This window comes from Nonomuraea maheshkhaliensis (genome assembly GCF_039529435.1).
GTDB classification, from domain to species: domain Bacteria; phylum Actinomycetota; class Actinomycetes; order Streptosporangiales; family Streptosporangiaceae; genus Nonomuraea; species Nonomuraea maheshkhaliensis.
Genome location: NZ_BAAAMU010000019.1, coordinates 1 through 18,504, shown reverse-complemented (window position 1 = coordinate 18,504; position 18,504 = coordinate 1). Strand labels below are relative to the sequence as shown.

17 protein-coding genes are annotated in these 18,504 nt (G+C 71.1%); 11 read left to right on the top strand and 6 right to left on the bottom strand.

Annotation, left to right across the window (positions count from 1 at the left end):
• Window positions 1–54 precede the first annotated feature (54 nt).
• Window positions 55–2,151: an MMPL family transporter gene (locus ABFX54_RS15250; protein WP_346105294.1), complete on the bottom strand. Its 2,097-nt coding sequence runs from the start codon at window positions 2,149–2,151 to the stop codon at window positions 55–57.
• A 67-nt stretch (window positions 2,152–2,218) separates the two neighbouring features.
• On the opposite strand from ABFX54_RS15250, the gene ABFX54_RS15245 reads away from it, so the two are divergent.
• Both ABFX54_RS15245 and ABFX54_RS15240 read left to right on the top strand, forming a co-directional pair.
• Window positions 2,219–2,689: a MarR family winged helix-turn-helix transcriptional regulator gene (locus ABFX54_RS15245; RefSeq protein ID WP_346105292.1), complete on the top strand. Its 471-nt coding sequence runs from the start codon at window positions 2,219–2,221 to the stop codon at window positions 2,687–2,689.
• 161 nt (window positions 2,690–2,850) lie between these two features.
• Window positions 2,851–3,492 (top strand): histidine phosphatase family protein, encoded by a 642-nt coding sequence (locus ABFX54_RS15240; RefSeq protein ID WP_346105290.1) that lies wholly within the window; start codon window positions 2,851–2,853, stop codon window positions 3,490–3,492.
• Here the strand turns inward: ABFX54_RS15240 and ABFX54_RS15235 are convergent.
• Both ABFX54_RS15235 and pyrH read right to left on the bottom strand, forming a co-directional pair.
• Window positions 3,487–4,329, bottom strand: a complete 843-nt coding sequence (locus tag ABFX54_RS15235) for a class I SAM-dependent methyltransferase (RefSeq protein ID WP_346105288.1) — start codon at window positions 4,327–4,329, stop codon at window positions 3,487–3,489. The genes ABFX54_RS15240 and ABFX54_RS15235 overlap by 6 nt on opposite strands.
• 172 nt (window positions 4,330–4,501) lie before the next feature.
• Window positions 4,502–5,221: a UMP kinase gene (pyrH, locus tag ABFX54_RS15230; RefSeq protein ID WP_346105286.1), complete on the bottom strand. Its 720-nt coding sequence runs from the start codon at window positions 5,219–5,221 to the stop codon at window positions 4,502–4,504.
• 115 nt (window positions 5,222–5,336) lie between these two features.
• On the opposite strand from pyrH, the gene ABFX54_RS15225 reads away from it, so the two are divergent.
• The 3 genes from ABFX54_RS15225 to ABFX54_RS15215 all read left to right on the top strand — a co-directional run bounded on the left by ABFX54_RS15225 (window position 5,337) and on the right by ABFX54_RS15215 (window position 7,835).
• Window positions 5,337–6,014 (top strand): hypothetical protein, encoded by a 678-nt coding sequence (locus ABFX54_RS15225; RefSeq protein WP_346105284.1) that lies wholly within the window; start codon window positions 5,337–5,339, stop codon window positions 6,012–6,014.
• Window positions 6,015–6,117: 103 nt separating this feature from the next.
• Window positions 6,118–7,026, top strand: coding sequence for an ATP-binding cassette domain-containing protein (locus ABFX54_RS15220; protein WP_346105282.1), 909 nt, complete (start codon window positions 6,118–6,120; stop codon window positions 7,024–7,026).
• 50 nt (window positions 7,027–7,076) lie between these two features.
• The gene (locus tag ABFX54_RS15215; protein WP_346105280.1) at window positions 7,077–7,835 is read left to right on the top strand and encodes an ABC transporter permease; all 759 of its coding nucleotides are present in this window, start codon (window positions 7,077–7,079) and stop codon (window positions 7,833–7,835) included.
• 74 nt (window positions 7,836–7,909) lie between these two features.
• Here ABFX54_RS15215 and ABFX54_RS15210 read toward each other — a convergent pair whose 3' ends face one another.
• Window positions 7,910–9,928 carry a GxGYxYP domain-containing protein gene (locus tag ABFX54_RS15210; RefSeq protein ID WP_346105278.1) on the bottom strand — a complete coding sequence of 673 codons (2,019 nt, stop codon included), beginning with the start codon at window positions 9,926–9,928 and terminating at the stop codon, window positions 7,910–7,912.
• A gap of 194 nt (window positions 9,929–10,122) precedes the next feature.
• On the opposite strand from ABFX54_RS15210, the gene ABFX54_RS15205 reads away from it, so the two are divergent.
• From ABFX54_RS15205 to ABFX54_RS15180, 6 genes are all read left to right on the top strand, one after another.
• Entirely contained in the window at window positions 10,123–11,349 is a 1,227-nt protein-coding gene (locus tag ABFX54_RS15205; protein WP_346105276.1) for a sensor histidine kinase, read from the top strand.
• Window positions 11,346–11,999: a response regulator gene (locus ABFX54_RS15200; protein WP_346105274.1), complete on the top strand. Its 654-nt coding sequence runs from the start codon at window positions 11,346–11,348 to the stop codon at window positions 11,997–11,999. The genes ABFX54_RS15205 and ABFX54_RS15200 overlap by 4 nt, the downstream gene beginning before the upstream one ends.
• A gap of 88 nt (window positions 12,000–12,087) precedes the next feature.
• On the top strand, window positions 12,088–12,420 hold the full coding sequence (locus tag ABFX54_RS15195) for a hypothetical protein (RefSeq protein ID WP_346105272.1): 333 nt from the start codon (window positions 12,088–12,090) through the stop codon (window positions 12,418–12,420).
• 10 nt (window positions 12,421–12,430) lie between these two features.
• A complete protein-coding gene (locus ABFX54_RS15190) occupies window positions 12,431–14,554 on the top strand; it encodes a carbon starvation CstA family protein (protein WP_346105270.1) in 2,124 nt (707 codons plus the stop codon).
• A gap of 53 nt (window positions 14,555–14,607) precedes the next feature.
• On the top strand, window positions 14,608–15,591 hold the full coding sequence (locus ABFX54_RS15185; RefSeq protein ID WP_346105268.1) for a DNA polymerase domain-containing protein: 984 nt from the start codon (window positions 14,608–14,610) through the stop codon (window positions 15,589–15,591).
• A 122-nt stretch (window positions 15,592–15,713) separates the two neighbouring features.
• Window positions 15,714–17,216 (top strand): M20/M25/M40 family metallo-hydrolase, encoded by a 1,503-nt coding sequence (locus ABFX54_RS15180; protein ID WP_346105266.1) that lies wholly within the window; start codon window positions 15,714–15,716, stop codon window positions 17,214–17,216.
• Here ABFX54_RS15180 and ABFX54_RS15175 read toward each other — a convergent pair.
• A complete protein-coding gene (locus ABFX54_RS15175) occupies window positions 17,143–17,856 on the bottom strand; it encodes a zinc-binding metallopeptidase family protein (protein ID WP_346105264.1) in 714 nt (237 codons plus the stop codon). The two genes, ABFX54_RS15180 and ABFX54_RS15175, sit on opposite strands and share 74 nt — an antisense overlap.
• 134 nt (window positions 17,857–17,990) lie before the next feature.
• On the bottom strand, window positions 17,991–18,299 hold the full coding sequence (locus ABFX54_RS15170; protein WP_346105262.1) for a M28 family peptidase: 309 nt from the start codon (window positions 18,297–18,299) through the stop codon (window positions 17,991–17,993).
• Window positions 18,300–18,504 lie beyond the last annotated feature (205 nt).

Here is an 18,504-nt window from a genome sequence, read left to right as displayed (position 1 = left end):
CCAGCAGGCTCTCAGGTGAGATCGGCCGGGAGAGGCCCACCTTCGTCGTCTCGGTCAGTGGTGGTGGGCGGGGGTGGGTTCTGGGGCCGGGTTCGTGGGTTGGTGGGCGAGGCGGCTGGGCCACCAGGCGCGTGCGCCGAGGTCTCGTACCAGTGCCGGGACCAGGAGCGAGCGCACCACGAGGGTGTCGAGCAGGACGCCGACGGCGACGATGAAGGCGATCTGGACGAGGAAGGCCAGGGGGATCACCACCAGCGCGGCGAACGTGGCGGCGAGGACGACTCCGGCGGAGGTGATCACCCCGCCTGTGGTGACCAGGCCGCGCAGTACGCCCTCGCGGGCCCCATGGCGGGCGGTTTCCTCGCGTACGCGGGACATCAGGAAGATGTTGTAGTCCACGCCCAGCGCGACCAGGAAGACGAAGCCGTACAGCGGCACCGACGCGTCGCTGCCGGTGAAGCCGAGCACGTGCGGGAGGACCAGGGTGGAGATGCCGAGGATGGCCAGGAAGTTGAGCGCCACGGTGGCCACCAGCAGCACGGGCATCGCCAGGGAGCGCAGCAGGACGATCAGGATGAGCAGGATGATCGCCAGGACGACGGGGACGATGAGCAACGTGTCCTGTTTCGCGGTTTCTGTGGTGTCGTAGCGCTGGGCGCTGTAGCCGCCGACCAGTACGCCGTCCTCGCCGTGCAGGGTGGCGCGCAGTCGCTGGACGGTGTCCTGGGCGGCGTTGCTGTCCGGGGCGTCACGCAGGGTGGCCTCCACCAGGACGCGTCCGTCGACCACCTTGGGATCGTCTCCCGGGCGGCCGCTTGCGCTCACGGTGGTGGCCTCGGAGACGCCCTTGACGGTGCGGGCCTTGTCGATGATCGCCGCAGTCCGGTCGGCGGGGGCGACGATCACGGCGGGCTGTCCTGAGCCGCCGGGGAAGTGCTCGCTCAGCGCCGCCTGTGCGGACACGGACGGCGCGTCGTTCACGAACGTCTCGTCCAGCGGTACGCCCCTGGCGTTGAGCTGGGGCGCGAGCAGGGCGAGGGCGACGAGGGGGAGGACGGAGGCCACCCAGACGAGGCGGGGGCGGCGGTCGACCAGCGCGCCGACCCGGCTCCACAGCCCGTGCGCGCCCGCGCCGGACGGGCGGGGCCGGGCCGGCCACAAGGCGGCGCGGCCCAGCAGCACCAGGGCCGCGGGCAGGAACGTGAGGGCGCTGAGCGCCGCGCAGGCGATGCCGATGGCGCCCACGGGGCCGAGCGCGCGGTTGTTGGTCAGGTTGCTGAGCAGCAGGGCGAGCAGGCCCAGCGCCACGGTGGCGGCGCTGGCCACGATCGGCTCGACCGAGCGGCGCAGCGCGATGCGGCCGGCCTGGTGGCGGTCGGCGCCGGCGGCCAGTTCTTCGCGGAAGCGGGCGGTCAGCAGCAGCGCGTAGTCGGTGGCCGCGCCGATGACCAGGATGAACAGGATGCCCTGCACCTGGCCGTCGACGCGGACGATGTCGCGGTCGGCCAGGAAGTACACCACGGCGCACGCCAGCCCGAGCGCGAAGACCGCGCCGGAGATGATGATCAGCGGCAGGAGCACGCTGCGGTACACGGCCAGCAGGATGATCAGTACGGTGATCAGGGCGACGCCGAGCAGTACGCCGTCGATGCCGGCGAAGGCGTCGGACAGGTCGGCCCGGGTCGCCGCGGGGCCGCCGAGCCGCGGTTTCAGGCCCTCGACCGGCAACTTCGCGCCGATCTGCTCCAGGGCGTCGCCGAGCTGGCCGCCGCTGAGGCCGGGGCTGAGCTGGACGACGCCCCGCAGCGCCCGCTTGTCGTCGGAGCCGAAGGCGGGCGTGGGCGTGCCGACGACGCCGGGCGTGCCGGGCAGGGCGGCCAGCGCGCGGGTGGCCTCGGCCTGCTGTTCGGGGGTGACGTTCGCGCCGCTGGACGTCCACACGACGATGAGCGGTTGCGTGTCTCCCTGGCGGAACTTCTCCTGTGTCTCCAGGACGCGTGTGGACTCCGCGCTCTCGGGCAGGAAGGCCGCCTGGTCGTTCGTGGAGACCTCGGTGAGCTTGCCGGCGAACGGTCCCGCCCCGCCGCCCACGGCCAGCCAAGCCAGGACCAGCAGCGCCGGGACGAGCCAGCGGATCGATCGCCGCGCCATGAGTCGCCCTTCCCTTATTGCTCAATCATTGAGATTCTTAATTATTGAGTTAATGTAGCATGGCTCCATGGACGGCGGCGGGGAGGGGGACATCGACCTGAGGTCGTTCGCGACCCGGTTGCGCCGGATGACCGCCGAGTTCAACCGCATCGCCCACGAGTTCGCCAACGAGCAGAGCCTGCACACGACAGACGTTCAGGCGCTGATCAAGATCTTTGACGCTCCGACGCCGATCACCCCGGGCAAGCTGCGCGACGAGCTCAATCTCACGTCAGGTGCGGTGACCGCGTGCCTCGATCGGCTGGAGCGGGCCGGGCACATCCGCCGGGTCCGTGACGCGCACGATCGGCGCGTCGTTCATCTGCACTATCGCGACGCGGCCAAAGAGCTGGCCGCCGCCTTCTTCCGGCCGCTGGCCGGCAGCACCGAGAGCGTGTTGGGGCGGTTCAGCCCCGACGAGCTGCGTACCGTGGCCGCTTTTCTCGATGCGATGAATGAGGAGCTGGGGGTGTTGCGGTCCGCGCCGGGCCCGGGCTGATCTGATGCTCCCCTCAGGATGGGTTCGGTGCTCGGGCGTCCCTGTTACGGCTGGTCCGGGGTGCTGTCGGTGGCGAGGTGCTTGACGAAGCGGTTGAGCGCGTACGGGCTCCGGCGCTCGTCCTACGGCCCGGGATCGGTGGGTCGTGGCATCATCCGCCCATGGAAACCCGGATGTTCTTCGTTCGCCATGGCGATTCGCACCACAAACGGGACGGCGTGGTGGGTGGTCCGGAAGGGTGTCGTGGGCTTACCGATGAAGGTCGTGAGCAGGTCGCGCTGGTCGCACGCCGGCTCACCGCCGATCTTGGTGCGGGGAAAGTGGCGATTTACACCTCGCCGCTGCCGCGTGCCGTGGAGACCGCCGCCGTGATCTCGGCCGCCGTCGGTCTGCCCGCCGTACCGGATTGCGGCCTCTGTACGTGGCACACGCCGGCCGGGGCGGACGGCCTCAAGCAGGAGGAATTTCTCGAACGGTTCGGCGTCGAGGGCGGCGGGCTCTACCGGCCATTCCAGCGGGGGAACGAGACCTGGGCCGAGATGGTGACCCGGACCAGCCGTACCATCACCGAGCTCGCCCACCGTCACCACGGGCAGAGCGTCGTTCTCGTCGGTCACGCCGAGACGGTCGAGATCTCCTTCAACGCCCTCGGACTGTTGCCGATCTACCGCTCGTTCGATCTGACGGTGGCCCCGGGCTCCGTCACCGAATGGAGCACCGGCGAGGATCCATCGCGGTGGGCGCCGCCGCGATGGACGCTGCGCCGGTTCAACGTCGTTCCCGAGGAGGCCGATCGGTCATAGACGGCGGCCGATGGTGAGGACGGCCGACCAGTGGCGGGTGAGGCGTCCGTCGGGGCGGGCGGCGAGCAGGCGGCGGATCTCCTCGTAGAGATGACGGCGGCGGTCCGGGTCCATGGCGATGTGGCCGGAGAACGTGTCGAGCAGCGCGATGTACTCGTCGGCCGTGTATCGCAGGCCCCAGACGTACGGCCGTCGTTCGACGACCGTGAAGAGGCCGGAGTCGTGGAGCTCGGCGGCCGTGTGGTCGGGCTGGATCTCGGGCGGTGGCCATGGGTCGCCGGGCCCCTCGCCCAGTGCGTCGTAGACCTGCTGGATCTCGGTGAAGAACGGGTCGAAGTCCGGGGGGAACGCGTGGTCGGCGTTCCACCCGGCCAGGTGGCCGCCGTGGTCGAGGAGGGAGGCGGCCTTGGCGTACTTGATCTTCGGGTCCACCCACTTCCAGGCCGTGGCCGCGTACACGAGGTCGAACCGGGCATCCGCCGGAGGCTGCCAGTCCTCGAACGACGAGGTGATGACCGAGACGGCGGGGAAGTCGGCGAGGTGGTGCCGTGCTTGTGCGGCGAGGGCGGTGCCGAGCTCGATCGCGGTGATGCGGAAGCCCGCGCGGGCCAGCGGCAGCGTGGCCTTGCCCGGGCCACAGCCGACTTCGAGCAGGTGGGTGCCCGATCTGCCAGGCCCGCCTGATTCGCCAGGTCCGCTCGGTTCGCCTGGTTTTCCTGGTTCGATGCCTGTGACCGTGAGGAGGTGGGAGTAGAGGTCGGACGGGTAGTCGGGGCGGGCGTGCTGGTAGGTGGTGGCGGCGTGGTCGAAGGTGCGGCGAAGAGGGTCGACGGGCATGCGCCCATCCTGGCAGCCGGGCGGATCCGCCTCCGCCGGATTTATCGCGGGTCGCGGAGGGGGTGCGGCTCGCTCGCGTGCGCCGGCGTCGCCGGCCGCCGGTCGTTGGTCGCGGGTCGTCGGTCGCTGGTCGCCTTCGCCGTTGGCGTCGGCGTCGTCGGCGGGGGTTCCGTCAGTCGCGCGTGATGCGGGTGCCGATGTCCTCGCCCTCGCAGATCGCCGTCATCGCGCCCTTCGCGGCCACGTTGAAGACGTGCATGAGGAGGCCCTGCTCGTTGGCGAGCACGAACGCACTCTCGTCCATCACCTTGACGCCCGCCGCCAGCGCCTCCCGGTAGGTGAGGGTGGTGTAGCGCTTGGCGTCGGGGCTCAGGTTGGGGTCGGTGTCGTACACGCCGTCCACCCCGCGCTTGGCCACGAGCAGGGCGTCGGCGTCGAGTTCCAGGGCCCGCTGGACGGCGGGATAGTCGGTGGTGACGTAAGGCTGGCCGATGCCGCCGGCCAGGAGCACGATCAGGTCGCGGCGCAGGTGCCGGTCGGCCCGGAGCCTGATGAACGGTTCCGCGACGGTCTGCATGGGCACGGCGGTCATGACCCGTACGTCCGTCTCCGAGCGGGCGGTCAGGACGCCGCGGAGCATGAGCGCGTTCATGACCGTGCCGAGCATGCCGATGTTGTCGGCCTCCGCGCGGCCGATGCCCCAGCCTTCGGCCATCCGGCCGCGGAAGTAGTTGCCGCCGCCGATCACCACGGCGATCTGCACGCCGAGCCGGTGCACCGCGAGGATCTCGTCGGCCAGCTGGGCCAGGCTGGCCGGGTCGACGCCGGTGCCCGCGGGGCCGGCCAGGGCCTCGCCGCTGAGTTTGACGACCACGCGTGAGTAACGGCGCATGATGCTTCCCTTCGCGGTCGCGCGCGCGGCGACCCGGTCAAGGATAGAAGGCGCGGCGGGAGTACTGGGAACATGGATCGGACGGTGCCGGGGAAGCAGGGGGATGGGCGGCGGTATGACGGTTCTCGATCGGTACGATCCCGTCGAACTCGGTGCGCGGCTGGCGCATGTCCGCTGGCTGGCGGGCGGCACCGGCGCGGGGAAGAGCACGCTGGCCAGGGTGCTGGGCGAGCGGTACGACGTGCTCCGCTACGACGGCGACCGGGCCGAGGCCGGGTACGTCGCCCGGTGCACCCCGCAGCGCCAGCCGTACATGTGCGCTTTGGTGCGGATGTCGAAGGAGGAGCGGTTCGCCGCTCGCACGCCGGAGGAGATCTTCCTGTCGATGCCGAGCCTGCACGGGGAGACGTTCGAGTTCGTGGTCGAGGATCTGCTCGCCCTGCCCGCCGACCGGCCGGTGCTCGTGGACGACTTCCGTACGCTGCCGAGGGAGGTCGCGCCGTTGCTGGAGTGGCGGGAGCAGGCCGTGTTCCTGCTGCCGACGCCCGAGTTCCGCCGACGGGCTCTGAGCGAGCGGTACGCCGATCCTGATCGTGCGCGGGCCAACTGGGGAGATGGTGATCATGCGGCCGCGCTGGCGGCGCGGCTGGGGCGGGATGAGTTGTGGGACGAGGAGGTACGCGGGCAGGCCCGTGAACGTGAGCTGGCCGTGGTGCGGGTGGACGGGTCGCGAGGGGTGGAGGAGTTGGCGGATGAGGTGGCCGCGATGTTCCGCCTGAGCGAAGGCGGATGAGCGGGGCCCTCTGAGCGGCGGCGGTTGAGCGCCTGAGGCTGGGCGAGGGGCATCAACCGATCGGTGGATGTCGGGGCGCGCGGGTGGCGGAGATTCTCGAGGCATGACAGCCATCGAGCTCAAGGCCCTGACCAAACGGTACGGCGACCGTACCGCCGTGGATGGGCTGACCTGCACGATCGAGCCCGGCCGGGTCACCGGATTCCTCGGTCCCAACGGCGCGGGCAAATCGACGACCATGCGGATGATCCTCGGCCTCGACCGCCCCGACGCGGGCAGCGCGTACGTGGGCGGGTGTCGCTACACCGATCTGCCGGCCCCGATGCGCGAGGTCGGCGCCCTGCTGGACGCCCGCGCCGTGCACGGCACGCGTACGGCGCGCGACCATCTGCTCTGGCTGGCGCACGCGGCGGGCCTCCCCGAGAGCCGGGTGGACGAGGTGCTGCGGCAGGTGGGGCTGGAGTCGGTGGCCCGCAGGCGGGTGCGGACGTTCTCGCTCGGCATGAGCCAGCGGCTCGGCATCGCGGCGGCGCTGCTCGGCGACCCGGCGGTGCTGCTGTTCGACGAGCCGGTCAACGGGCTCGACCCCGAGGGCGTGAAGTGGATCAGGGAGCTGATGCGCGGGCTGGCCGGTGAGGGGCGTGCCGTGCTGGTGTCCAGCCATCTGATGAGCGAGATGGCGCTGACGGCCGATCATCTGCTGATCATCGGCAGGGGGCGGTTGATCGCGGACGTGGCGACGGCGGACTTCGTCCGGCGCAGTTCGGGGGTGCTGGTGCGGGCGGACGATACGGAGCCGCTGGTCAAGCGCCTCGCCGGGGCGGGCGCGGACGTGCGGACGGAGGCCGACGGCGGGCTCGTCGTCGGCGGCATGGAGCCGGCAGAGATCGGGCGGGCGGCGCTGGCGGCGGGGGTGGCGCTGTCGGAGCTGACGCCGCGGCGCACGTCACTGGAGGAGGCGTACATGGAGCTGACGCGGGACAGCCTCGAATTCAAGGCGGTGGCGGCATGACGGCGCGGGTGCCGGGGTCCGGACAGGCTCGGGTTCAGGGTGGTGGCGGCATGATGGCGCGGGCGTTTAGGTGTGAATGGACCAAGTTTCGTACGGTTCCGTCCAACCTCGTCACGCTGACGGCGGCGGTGGTGCTCATGGTGGGGCCGGGCGCGCTCACCGCCTACCGCGCGGCGGAGGGGCACCAGGGGGTGTTCGACGCGGCCAACGCCAGTCTGTACGGCGGGTTCCTGTTCGCGCAGATGGTGGTGGGGTCGCTGGGGGTGCTGGTGGCCAGTTCGGAGTACGCCACGGGCATGATCCGTACCAGCCTGACCGCCGTCCCGCGCAGGGCGCGGCTGCTGGCCGCCAAGGTGATGATGTTCGGCGCGGTGGCGTTGGCCGCCGGGCAGGTGGCGAGCTTCGCGTCGTTCCTGCTCGGGCAGGTGGTCATCGGCGCGGCCGGTGCGCCCACGGCCTCGCTCGGGCAGCCGGGCGTGCTGCGCGCGGTCGCCGGGATGGGCGTGGTGTGGGCGCTGGTCGGGCTGGTCGGCGTGGCGCTGGGGTTTCTGCTGCGGGAGACGATGATCGCCACCACGGTGCTGGTGGCGATCAACTTCATCATTCCCATCATCGGCCCCAGGCTGCTGCCGGAGGCCGTGGGGGAGACGGTGATGACGTACTGGCCCATCGCGGCCGGGCTGCGGGTCGCCACGACCGTGGCCGACCCGGCGCGTCTCGGGCCGTGGGCGGGTCTGGGGCTGCTGGCCGCCTTCACCGCCCTGCTCCTGGCCGCGGCGTTCGCCGCGTTCAGGACCCGAGACGCATGAGCCCAGCCGTCGGCGTTCGGGCCCCGAGACGCGTGAGGTCAGCCGTCGGTCTTCAGAGCCCGAGACGCGTGAGGTCAGCCGGTCCGGTCGAGGTGCTGGTCGAGGAGGTGGAAGAAGGTGTCTCCGCGGACGATCTCGAACGCGTCGCTGAGCAGGGATCCGAGCTCGGCGATGTCACTCGGCGTCCAGTTCCAGGCGTTGATCGCCCCGGCGATGAACAGCGGCGACTTGCCGTCCCAGCCCTCGATCTTCTTGACCAGCGTGTCCCGGTACTCCTGCGCCTTGCCCTGCGGCGAGAAGTTCCCGATGACGGGCAGGCCCGCCGGATGGATCTGCAGGTCTCCCGACTCCCACGACTGGACGATGCCGCGCAGCGGGGTGTTCTTCCGGTACGAGGACACGATCCGCTCGTCGAAGGGCACCCAGCCGTTGCCCTCGGCGTTGCGGTGGTTGTAGGCGTAGACCAGGTCCATGCCCGTACGGCGCAGGAAGCGCCCGGTCAGCTCGGTGTAGGCGTCCACGTCCTTCTCGGGCCAGGAGCCCGGGTAGGTGTAGCCGGCTCCGGAGGGGCCGGCGATCAGCAGGTCATTGGCGGTGGCCGTGCGCTGGTAGTGGGAGAGCAGCGCCGGGCCGATCTCGGCCAGCAGCGGGCTGACGGTCCAGTTGGTCGGCACGCGGCCCCGGGCGGGGTCGTCCCAGAGCTGGCGCATCCTGCGCTGGCAGTACTGGATGTTGTCGCCCTCGCCGACCGTGAGCGTGAGGTAGACCCGGTTGCGCAGGGTGGCCGGCGGCCTCGGGCGCACCTTGCTGGAGACCTTGGCGGCGACGCCCGCGTGCACGGTGGCGTTCATGTAGTAGTCGGCGGGCACCACTTCGACCGCGTGCTGCGAGGCCCGGTCCACGCCGCCCCACTCGCCGGCCACGTCGTTGGAGAACCAGCCCGCGTACGGCGTCGTGGGCTTGACCTTGGTCAGGATCTCGTCGAGCAGTTCGCCGGTCTGGCCGCTGGGCGGCAGCCAGAACACCATGGCCCGCATCGCCGTCGTGTAGTCGCGGAAGTAGGGGAACGGCTCGACCCTGGTGGGTGCGGTGGTCGTCGCGGTGACCAGGAACTGGTTCCACAGGTCCACCTCGACGGTGAGCTGCTGCGTGCCGGCGGGCGCGGTGAAGCGGTAGATGAAGTAGCCGCCGCCGTCAGAGAACCGGTTCTCGTCGCCGCCGATCGAGGAGTTGAGCCCGTCGAAGAGGAACGGGGTCTCGGCGTCCGTGCCCGGCTTGAACGAGGCGATCTGGGCGCCGTCGGCCTTGACCACGACCGAGCCCACGGAGGCGCCCCAGCCGTCGTCGCCGAGTGAGTCCTGGAAGCGCAGGTAGACGCCGTCCTGGCCGGACAGCTCCTGGCTGAGGTCGAACGTGCGGACCTCGCGGTTGGAGGAGTCCCTGATGCGCTCGGTCTCCCTGGCGATCTCGCGCCACTGCACGTCGTCCACCTTGACCGTGCGGGTCGGCGGCAGGCCGCTGAGCAGGGCGTGGGTGCAGCGGGGCCACAGGTTGTCGAGCTGCCAGCGGTAGAGTCCGAGGATGTCGTCCGCCTTGAAGCGGCCGCGCAGGTCGGTGATGGTTCGCAGGCCGTACTGCTCGGCCTGCTCGGCGGTGGCGGCCACGGCGTTCTCCAGGCCGGCCAGGGTGGTGGCGACGTTCACCGAGTCGGGGACGTCGGGGTCGTGCAGGATGGCGCCGCGCACCTCGCCCCGGTAGCGGGCGATCAGGTCGAGGGGGCGCTCGTGCCGGGTGACGGCGGCGCCGGTGCTCGCTAACCAGGTGTTGTCGTAACCCTCGGTGGTGTAGTTGAAGTACAGGCGCGGACGGCGGCGGTTGACCACCCCTTGGAGGGTGGCGAGGAGTAGCTGGTCGTTTCCGTGGAGGGTGCTGATGTCGGCGAAGTCCAGGCGGGTGGCGCGGCCGAAGCCTGGCAGAAGGGGTGCGGGGGCGCTGGTCGTGGCACCGGCGGGGCCGGCGGGCAGGGAGATACCCAGTCCGCCGGCCGCGAGGACCACGCCGTTCGCCCACAGGAATTCACGTCGGGACACCATCGGCGTTCACTGCTCCTTGCGAGGAGACCGTCTGATGACATCGTTGTCAGACAGCGTTGTCATAGGGACCGTAACAATGTCACGGAACGTTGTCTATGGTGTAAAGCGCGCGGTTAGCTCAATCCCGGCAAGCGCCCTGAGACCGTACTTTCGGCCGGTACACCTGCGGTGCCCGGCTCCCTAGCCTTGGCCGCGTGCGTGTGCGGGAATGGCAGTCCGACCTCGGTCTCGTCGTGGCGTCCCTGGCGGTGATCGGCTCCGCCGCCCAGCGGGTCGCCGACAGCTGGGGCGGCGCCTACTGGGTGTTCGGCGGTGCGGCGGGGGCGGTGGCGTGCGCGCTCGCCCTGGTACGCCGTCGTGACCGGCTGTGGACGGCCGTCGCGGGCCTGGCCGTCGCCGTCGTCGCCATCCTCGTCGCCCGGTGGGCGGGGCTTCCCGCCGAACCCGGGCCCGGCCTGGCGTTCGGCCTTTCTGTGCTGGTCGGCTCCGCCGTCAGGGTGCTGCCCGCGCGGCAGGCGGCCGGGATCGCGGCCGGCGGGCTGGCCGTCGTCGCGGCCTCGTCGTTGTCCGGGTCGACGCATCTGGCGGTCGTGGTGCTGAACGGCGGGGCCTGGCTGGCCGCTGTCGCCGCCGGGCTCGGGCCGCGGCTGCTCGCGATGCGCAGGGAGGCCGCCGCCGAGCGTGTACGAAGGCACGAACGGCTGCTGCTGGCCAGGGAACTGCACGACGTCGTCGCCCACCACGTCACCAGCGTGGTGCTCCAGGCCCAGGCCGCCCGGCTCGTCACCCGCCGCGATCCGGGGCGGACGGAGGACTCGCTGGCCGGCATCGAGACCGCCGGCTCCGAGGCCCTGGCCGCGACCAGGCGCGTGGTCGGCCTGCTGCGCGAGCCCGGCTGGGCGATCTCCGAAGGCTCGGGAGGCGCAGGAGGCTCGCGAGGCGTAGGGCACTCGGGAGGTGCAGGAGGCTCGGGAGGTCTTGGGCCGTTCGAGCGGCTCGCGGAGCTGGCCGGGCGCTTCACCGGGCCGCCGGTGCGGCTGCTCCTGCCGGACGGGGAGCCGGCGTGGCCGTCCGAGGTGGCCGGGACGGTGTACCGCGTCGTGCAGGAGTCGCTGACGAACGTGTCCCGCCACGCGCCGCACGCGACGTCGGTCACCATCAGCGTCACACGACAGGAGGACACGCTGGTCACCGAGATCACCAACGACCCCGCGGTACGGCGGGACGCGGACGGGGGCTCAGCGTGGCGGGACGGGGCCGGTGGGTGGGGGTGGGGTGGGGGATATGGGCTGGTCGGGATGCGGGAGCGGGCCGAGGCGCTCGGTGGTGCGCTGGAGGCGGGCCCGCGTTCCGGCGGTGGCTGGACGGTCGTGCTCACCCTGCCCCTGCCCATGGCGGCCCCCGTACGGGAGCGCCGATGAGCATCACGGTCCTGCTGGCCGACGACCAGCCGATGATCCGCGCCTGCCTGCGCCTCATCCTGGAGGACCAGCAGGACATCCGCGTGATCGCCGAGGCGGGCGACGGCGCCGAGGCCATCGCCATGGCCCGCAGGCAGCGCCCCGACGTGTGCCTGGTGGACATCCAGATGCCGGGCCCCGACGGCGTCGAGGTCACCGCCGCCCTGGCCGGGCCCGGCGTCCGCGATCCCCTCAGGGTGATCGTGCTCACCACGTTCGACCTCGACGAGTACGTCTACGGCGCGCTCCGCGGCGGCGCGGCCGGCTTCGTGCTGAAGGACGCGGGCCCTGAGCTGCTGGTCGAGGCGGTACGGGCCGCGCACGCGGGCGAGGCGTTCATCTCGCCCTCGGTCACCCCGCGCCTGCTGCGCCACCTGACCGCCACCATGCCGGGCCCCGAAGCCGCCGGACCTGCCCAGCCGCTGTCCGGGCGCGAGGTCGAGGTCACCCGCGCCGTCGCCCGGGGCCGGACGAACCGGGAGATCGGCGCGGAGTTGTGCATCTCGCTGAGCACGGTCAAGGGGCATGTGGCCGCCGTCCAGGCCAAGCTCGGCCTGCGCAACCGCGTGGAGATCGTCGCCTGGGCGTACGGGAGCGGCCTGCTGCGCTGACAAGCCAAGCTGCGGCGGCGTTTCAGAGGCGATCATCGTGGGTAAGGCCGACGGTAATTCTGAGCTGCCTGTACTTCAGGAGCCCCAGATGTCCCTTATCACGCTCACCCCCGGCGCACGTGAAGCACTGAGCGGCGACGAGATCGTGTTCTTCGACTGGCATGTGACCGGTCTGTGCTGTGCGGACGCTGGGGAGTTCTCGGTAAGGCCGCTGCGCCGTTCCCGGTTGCCCCGCCGCGCCCGCCGCCTCGGGGAGACCGGCCTGGTGTACGCCCATCCGACCGCCTGGGTGCATCTCGCCGAGCTGCCTGTGACGATCGACTGCCGTCCGCTGTGGCGCTGGCGGCGGTTCACCACCGATCTGCCGCCGGACGCCGGCCTGCGCTGCTGCCTGGGGCGCCCTATATATGGCCCTATATAGGAGGTAACCGGTGAAGCTGCGTTCCATCATCATCTGGACGGCGGTGGCGATCGTCGGCGCCGTCGGATGGGCGGTGCTCGCCTTGTCGAGAGGCGAGAACGTCAACGCGGTGTGGCTCCTCTGCGCCGCCCTCGGCTCCTACGCCATCGCCTACCGTTTCTATGCCCGCTTCATCGTGCGCAAGGTGCTGCGCGCCGACGACCGCCGGGCCACCCCGGCAGAGCGGCTCGACAACGGCATCGACTACCAGCCGACCGACCGCCGGATCCTGTTCGGCCACCACTTCGCCGCCATCGCGGGGGCGGGGCCGCTGGTCGGGCCGGTGCTGGCGGCCCAGATGGGCTACCTGCCCGGCACCATCTGGATCATCGCGGGCGTGATCTTCGCCGGTGCCGTGCAGGACATGGTGATCCTGTTCTTCTCCATGCGGCGCAACGGCAGGAGCCTCGGGCAGATGGCCCGCGAGGAGATCGGGCCCGTCGGCGGGGCGGCGGCGCTCATCGGGGTCTTCGCCATCATGATCATCCTGCTCGCGGTGCTGGCGCTGGTCGTGGTCAACGCCCTGGCGCAGTCGCCGTGGGGCGTCTTCTCCATCGCGATGACCATCCCCATCGCCCTGTTCATGGGCTTCTACCTGCGGGTGATCCGGCCCGGCAGGGTCGTCGAGACCACGCTGATCGGGGTCGCGCTGCTGATCCTGGCGATCATGGCGGGCGGCTGGGTGCAGGAGTCGAGCTGGGCGTCGTTCTTCACGCTGAGCCCGTCGGCGCTGGCGCTGTGGCTGATCGCGTACGGGTTCGTCGCGGCCGTGCTGCCCGTGTGGATGTTGCTCGCGCCGCGCGACTACCTGTCCACGTTCATGAAGATCGGCACCATCGTGCTGATCGCCATCGGCATCGCCGTCACCGCGCCCCCGCTGCAGACGACGGCCTTCACCGACTTCGCCTTCAACGGCAAGGGGCCGGTCTTCGCCGGATCGTTGTTCCCGTTCGTCTTCATCATCATCGCCTGCGGCGCCCTGTCGGGGTTCCACGCGCTGATCTCGTCGGGCACGACGCCGAAGATGATCCAGAAGGAGACCCAGGTCCGGATGATCGGCTACGGCTCCATGCTCATGGAGTCGTTCGTCGCGGTCATGGCGATCACGGCGGCCTGCGTGCTGTCCCCCGGCCTCTACTTCGCCATGAACGCCCCCGCCGGCGTCGTCGGCGCCACCGTGCAGTCGGCCGCCGAGGCGGTCACCAACCTGGGCTTCGTCATCACGCCCGGCGAGCTGCAGGCCGCGGCGGCGGCCGTGCAGGAGGAGACGCTGATCGCGAGGACGGGGGGCGCGCCCACGCTGGCCGTGGGCATCTCGCAGATCTTCTCCGGCTTCCTCGGCGGCGCGGCGCTGCAGGCGTTCTGGTACCACTTCGCGATCATGTTCGAGGCGCTGTTCATCCTCACCACGGTGGACGCGGGCACGCGGGTGGGACGGTTCATGCTCCAGGACACGCTGGGCAACCTGTGGAAGCCGATCTCCCGGGTGAGCTGGTGGCCGGGACTGATCGCCTCCAGCGCCGTGGTCGTGGCGGCCTGGGGATACTTCCTCTACCAGGGCGTCAACGACCCGCTCGGCGGCATCAACCAGCTTTTCCCGCTCTTCGGCATCGCCAACCAGTTGCTCGCCGCCGTGGCGCTCACCGTGGCCACGACCGCGCTGATCAAGAGCGGCCGGCTCAAGTGGGCCTGGGTGACGGGCGTGCCGCTGGCCTGGGACGCGGCCGTCACGCTGACCGCGAGCTACCAGAAGGTGTTCTCCACCGACCCGACGCTCGGCTTCTTCGCCCAGCGCGACCGCTACCAGGCCGCGCTCGACCAGGGGCAACTGCTCGCCCCGGCGAAGACGACGGACGCGATGCGGCAGATCGTGGTCAACTCGACCGTGGACGGCATCCTGGCGGCGCTGTTCGCGATCCTGATCATCGTGGTGATCGTGGACGCCGCCCGCGTCTGGATCAAGGCGATCAGGTCGCCGGAGCCGCTGCCGGACGCGGAGGCGCCGTTCGAGGAGTCGAAACTGCTGGCCCCCGCCGGGCTCATCGCCACCCGCGAGGAGAAGGAGATGATGGCCAAGGCCACGTCAGGAGGATGACCCGGCGGCCCGGGACGTTGACCACACGTTCGAATGTGGGTTAGGTAGGTCGGGTGGCCGCTGATGAGACGCGCGACGGGGTCGCCCTGACCAACCTCGACCAGCCGCTGTTCGACGGCGCCGAGGCGACCAAGCGTGACCTGGTCGACTACCTCGACGCCGTCAGCGACCGCATCCTGCCGGTGCTGCGCGGCCGGGCGCTCTCGGTGATCCGGGTGCGCCCGGGCCAGCCGCCGTTCATGCAGAAGAACCTGCCGAAATACGCGCCCGACTGGGTGCGGTCGGTGACCATGTGGGCGGATTCGTCGCGGCGGCAGGTGACGTACGCGCTGTGCGACGACCGCAGGACGCTGCTGTGGTTCGCGAACCAGCGGGCGGTGGAGTTCCATCCGGCGCTGTTCGTCGGCGACCAACCCACCCACCTCATCCTCGACCTCGACCCGCCCGAGAACCCGCCCGAGGACTCGCCCGAGAACCCGCGGGAGCACGACGGCTCCTTCTCGTTGGCCGTGCGCGGCGCCTTCCTGGTCCGCCAGGCGCTGGCGGACTGCGGCCTGGCGGGCGCGGTGAAGACGAGCGGGGCCAAGGGCGTGCACGTGTTCGTCCCGGTGACCGAGGGCACCGCCCCCGACGACCTGGCGGCGGCCACCAGGGCGCTGGCCGCCCGCGCCGAGCGGCTGGATCCCGCGCTGGCCACCACCGCCTTCATCAGGGAAGACCGCGAGGGCAAGGTGTTCCTCGACTCCACCAGGGCGGGCGGGGCCACGGTCGCCGCCGCCTACAGCCCGCGCATCCGGCCGGGGGTGCCGGTGTCGTTCCCGGTGGCCTGGGCCGACCTCGACCGGGTCTCGCCGCGCGACTTCACCCTGCGCACCGCCCCCGGGCTGCTGGAGCGGGCCGATCCGTGGGCCGAGCACATGCCGGCGCCGCAGCGGTTGCCGGTCGACCTGGTCGAGGAGGGGCACACGATCCCGATCGCCCGCGTCCAGGCGATGCACGAGGGCAAGCGGAGGGCCCGCGCCCGCCGCGCCGAATAGTGTCCGGATTTTGCCGCATGAGTGGGTCTTCTCAGCGGTTCCCGGCCGGGTTACGTTTCCGTTCGCGGCGGCTCGGGGCGAATCGCCGCCGCGATTCCCGTCCAACCCGGGGGGAAACCTCAATGCGCAGAACGCTCATCGTAGTGATCGCCGCTCTCTCCTTACCGCTGGCACTGGCGACACCGGTCCATGCGGGGGGCCTCGACGACGTGTTCGCCAAACTGCTCGTCAAGCAGGTCAAGGGCAGCAACGTCAAGAAACATCTCGACGCGCTGCAGGCCATCGCCACGGCCAACGGCGGCAACCGCGCCGCCGGCTCGCCCGGTTACGACGCCTCCGTCGACTACGTGGCGGGCAAGCTGCGCCGGGCCGGGTACAAGGTGACGCTGCAGCCGATCAACTTCGTCGAGAGCTGGTCGGAGAACAGCGCGCCGGTCCTCGACGTCACCGCGCCGAGCGCGAAGTCGTTCGTGCCGAACGAGGACTTCTTCACCTTCCAGCCCTCCCCGTCGGGCGACGTGACCGCCCAGGTCCAGGGCGTGGACCTGACCCTGCCGCCGACGCCGACGCCCACCTCGACCAGCGGCTGCGAGGCCGCCGACTTCGCCGGGTTCGTCGCCGGTCGCGTCGCTCTCGTCCAGCGCGGCACCTGCCCGTTCGTGAACAAGGTGCAGAACGCGGCCGCGGCGGGCGCGAGCGGGCTCATCGTCTTCAACGAGGGCCAGCCGGGACGTACGGAGGCGAACCCGCTCGACATCGGCGAGTGGCGCGGCGGGATCCCGATGGTCTACGCCGACTTCGCCGTCGGCCAGGAGCTGGCCGCCACCGCGGGCGCGACCGTGCACCTCAAGGTGGACGCCGACCTCGTGCTCGGCACGAACAACAATGTGATCGCCGAGTCCCGCGGCGGCGACCCGCGCGACGTCGTCATGATCGGCGCCCACCTCGACAGCGTCCCCGAGGGGCCGGGCATCAACGACAACGGCTCGGGCAGCGCGGCGATCCTGGAGGTCGCCGAGGAGATGGCGAAGTACCCGGTCAAGAACAAGGTCCGGTTCGGCTTCTGGGCCGCGGAGGAGATCGGCCTGCTGGGCTCGGACCAGTACGTCGCGGCCCTGTCGCAGGCACAGCGCGACCGGATCAAGGTCTACCTGAACTTCGACATGGTCGGCTCGCCCAATTACGCGTACATGCTGTACGACGGCGACGACTCCGACGCCGAGGGCTCGCCGGCCGGCCCGCCCGGATCCGACGAGATCGAGCGGCGGCTTGAGCGCTTCTACGACTCCCGCCACCTGCCCACCATCGGCACCGACTTCGACGGGCGCTCCGACTACGGGCCGTTCATCGCGGTCGGCATTCCGGCGGGCGGCATCTTCACCGGCGCCGAGGGCATCAAGACGCCCGAGGAGGCGGCGCTGTTCGGCGGGACGGCGGGGGTCGCGTACGACCCCTGCTACCACCAGGCGTGCGACACGATCGCCAACGTCAACCTCAAGGCCCTGGACGTGGACGCGGACGCGATCGCCGACTCGGCGGCGCGCTTCGCTTTCAGTCTGAAGGGCATCCCGAAGCGCACGGCCGCCAAGACCGCGGCGGCCCTGTCCGCTGAGGGCACCCGCTAGGGACACGGGCAGAGACGCGGGGCCGGGCGGACGCACCCGCCCGGCCCTCGCTCATGAGAGGTGGTCGGCTCGCCGGGGACGGGTAGCCGACCGGGCTGCGGTGGCCCTGCTCGTCCACCGCGCGGATGCCGAACTGCGCGTTGTCCTTGGACAGGCCCTCCACGGTGTACGAGGTGACGTTCCCGACGAAGCGGGAGTGGGTCCACGTCGGCTCGGTCGTGTCCCGCCTGAGCACCTCATCTCCGGAAAGGTCGGGCTCGGGGTTGGCGTCCCAGCGCAGGTCCGTGTCGTTCGTGAGCCGGCTCGGCACGCTGGCCGCCCGGCCCGGCGAGCGAGGACCCCGTGCCGGCGCCGCCAGCGCGGCCACGTTCACCTGCGTCATCCGCGCCACGTAGTCCGGCTCCACGTACGGCAGCAGGTCCCCGTACTGGACGCCGTCGTGCACCCGGATGTCCTGGTGCTGGTGCCGGTAGTCCTCGTGCACCTCCGTGAACCGCACCGCCGGGTAGCCCTGCTGCAGGAACGGGATCTGGTCACCGTCCCGCAGGTGACGGTAGCGGCGGTAGTACAGGCGGGCGTCGAAGCGCGGCACGTACTGGCCGGCCGTCTCGTTGACGAAACGGGCCGACTGCCGCGACACCCCGTCGTTCTCGCCCCCGACCGGCTGGTGGACGGCGGCCTGGGCCGGGGTTCTCCGAGGTGGGCACGCCCTGCGAGAACACCCGGACGGCCCTGGCGTCCCGCCCGTTCTCCCCGTCGGCGCTGCCCACGATGTCATTGGAACATGCCCTGGATGTCGACGTTGTTCTGCTTGGTGTCCTGGGCGAACGTGCGCCTGGCCATCACCCGGGCCGCCTCGATGGCGACCGCGACCCCTGAGGCGTCGTCGTTCGTGCCGGGGGCGTCGCAGGTGACGTTCATGACGTCGCTGCAGCGGGAGTCGTAGTGGCCGCTGACCACGTACGTGCGGCCCGCCGACGCGTCCTGGGTGCCGCGCAGCGTCGCGACGACGTTCGTGATCACCGTGGGGGTGGGCACGCGGGGGGAGACCGGCTGGACGAACGACTGCTTGCGCACCGTCATGCACCCGCCGGGGGGATGCCAGGGGGAATGAAGGCATGGCACCGCTCCACGAGGGTGAGGCGGGCCGGCCCCGGCGTCCCGCGCGAGGGCCGGCCCGTGAGGGGGGAGCTAGTTTGTGATCTTGACGTCGTCGACGCCGGCCTCGACCAGGGAGGCTCCCGAGGCGTCGGCCGCGTCGATGACGATGCGGACCGTCTGGCCGGCG

Excerpts from the sequence above, each read along its gene's own strand:
- ABFX54_RS15250 (WP_346105294.1), bottom strand. The coding sequence starts at position 2,151 with ATGGCGCGGCGATCGATCCGCTGGCTCGTCCCGGCGCTGCTGGTCCTG.
- ABFX54_RS15245 (WP_346105292.1), top strand. The coding sequence starts at position 2,219 with ATGGACGGCGGCGGGGAGGGGGACATCGACCTGAGGTCGTTCGCGACC.
- ABFX54_RS15240 (WP_346105290.1), top strand. The coding sequence starts at position 2,851 with ATGGAAACCCGGATGTTCTTCGTTCGCCATGGCGATTCGCACCACAAA.
- ABFX54_RS15235 (WP_346105288.1), bottom strand. The coding sequence starts at position 4,329 with ATGCCCGTCGACCCTCTTCGCCGCACCTTCGACCACGCCGCCACCACC.
- pyrH (WP_346105286.1), bottom strand. The coding sequence starts at position 5,221 with ATGCGCCGTTACTCACGCGTGGTCGTCAAACTCAGCGGCGAGGCCCTG.
- ABFX54_RS15225 (WP_346105284.1), top strand. The coding sequence starts at position 5,337 with ATGACGGTTCTCGATCGGTACGATCCCGTCGAACTCGGTGCGCGGCTG.
- ABFX54_RS15220 (WP_346105282.1), top strand. The coding sequence starts at position 6,118 with ATGACAGCCATCGAGCTCAAGGCCCTGACCAAACGGTACGGCGACCGT.
- ABFX54_RS15215 (WP_346105280.1), top strand. The coding sequence starts at position 7,077 with ATGATGGCGCGGGCGTTTAGGTGTGAATGGACCAAGTTTCGTACGGTT.
- ABFX54_RS15210 (WP_346105278.1), bottom strand. The coding sequence starts at position 9,928 with ATGGTGTCCCGACGTGAATTCCTGTGGGCGAACGGCGTGGTCCTCGCG.
- ABFX54_RS15200 (WP_346105274.1), top strand. The coding sequence starts at position 11,346 with ATGAGCATCACGGTCCTGCTGGCCGACGACCAGCCGATGATCCGCGCC.
- ABFX54_RS15195 (WP_346105272.1), top strand. The coding sequence starts at position 12,088 with ATGTCCCTTATCACGCTCACCCCCGGCGCACGTGAAGCACTGAGCGGC.
- ABFX54_RS15180 (WP_346105266.1), top strand. The coding sequence starts at position 15,714 with ATGCGCAGAACGCTCATCGTAGTGATCGCCGCTCTCTCCTTACCGCTG.
- ABFX54_RS15170 (WP_346105262.1), bottom strand. The coding sequence starts at position 18,299 with ATGACGGTGCGCAAGCAGTCGTTCGTCCAGCCGGTCTCCCCCCGCGTG.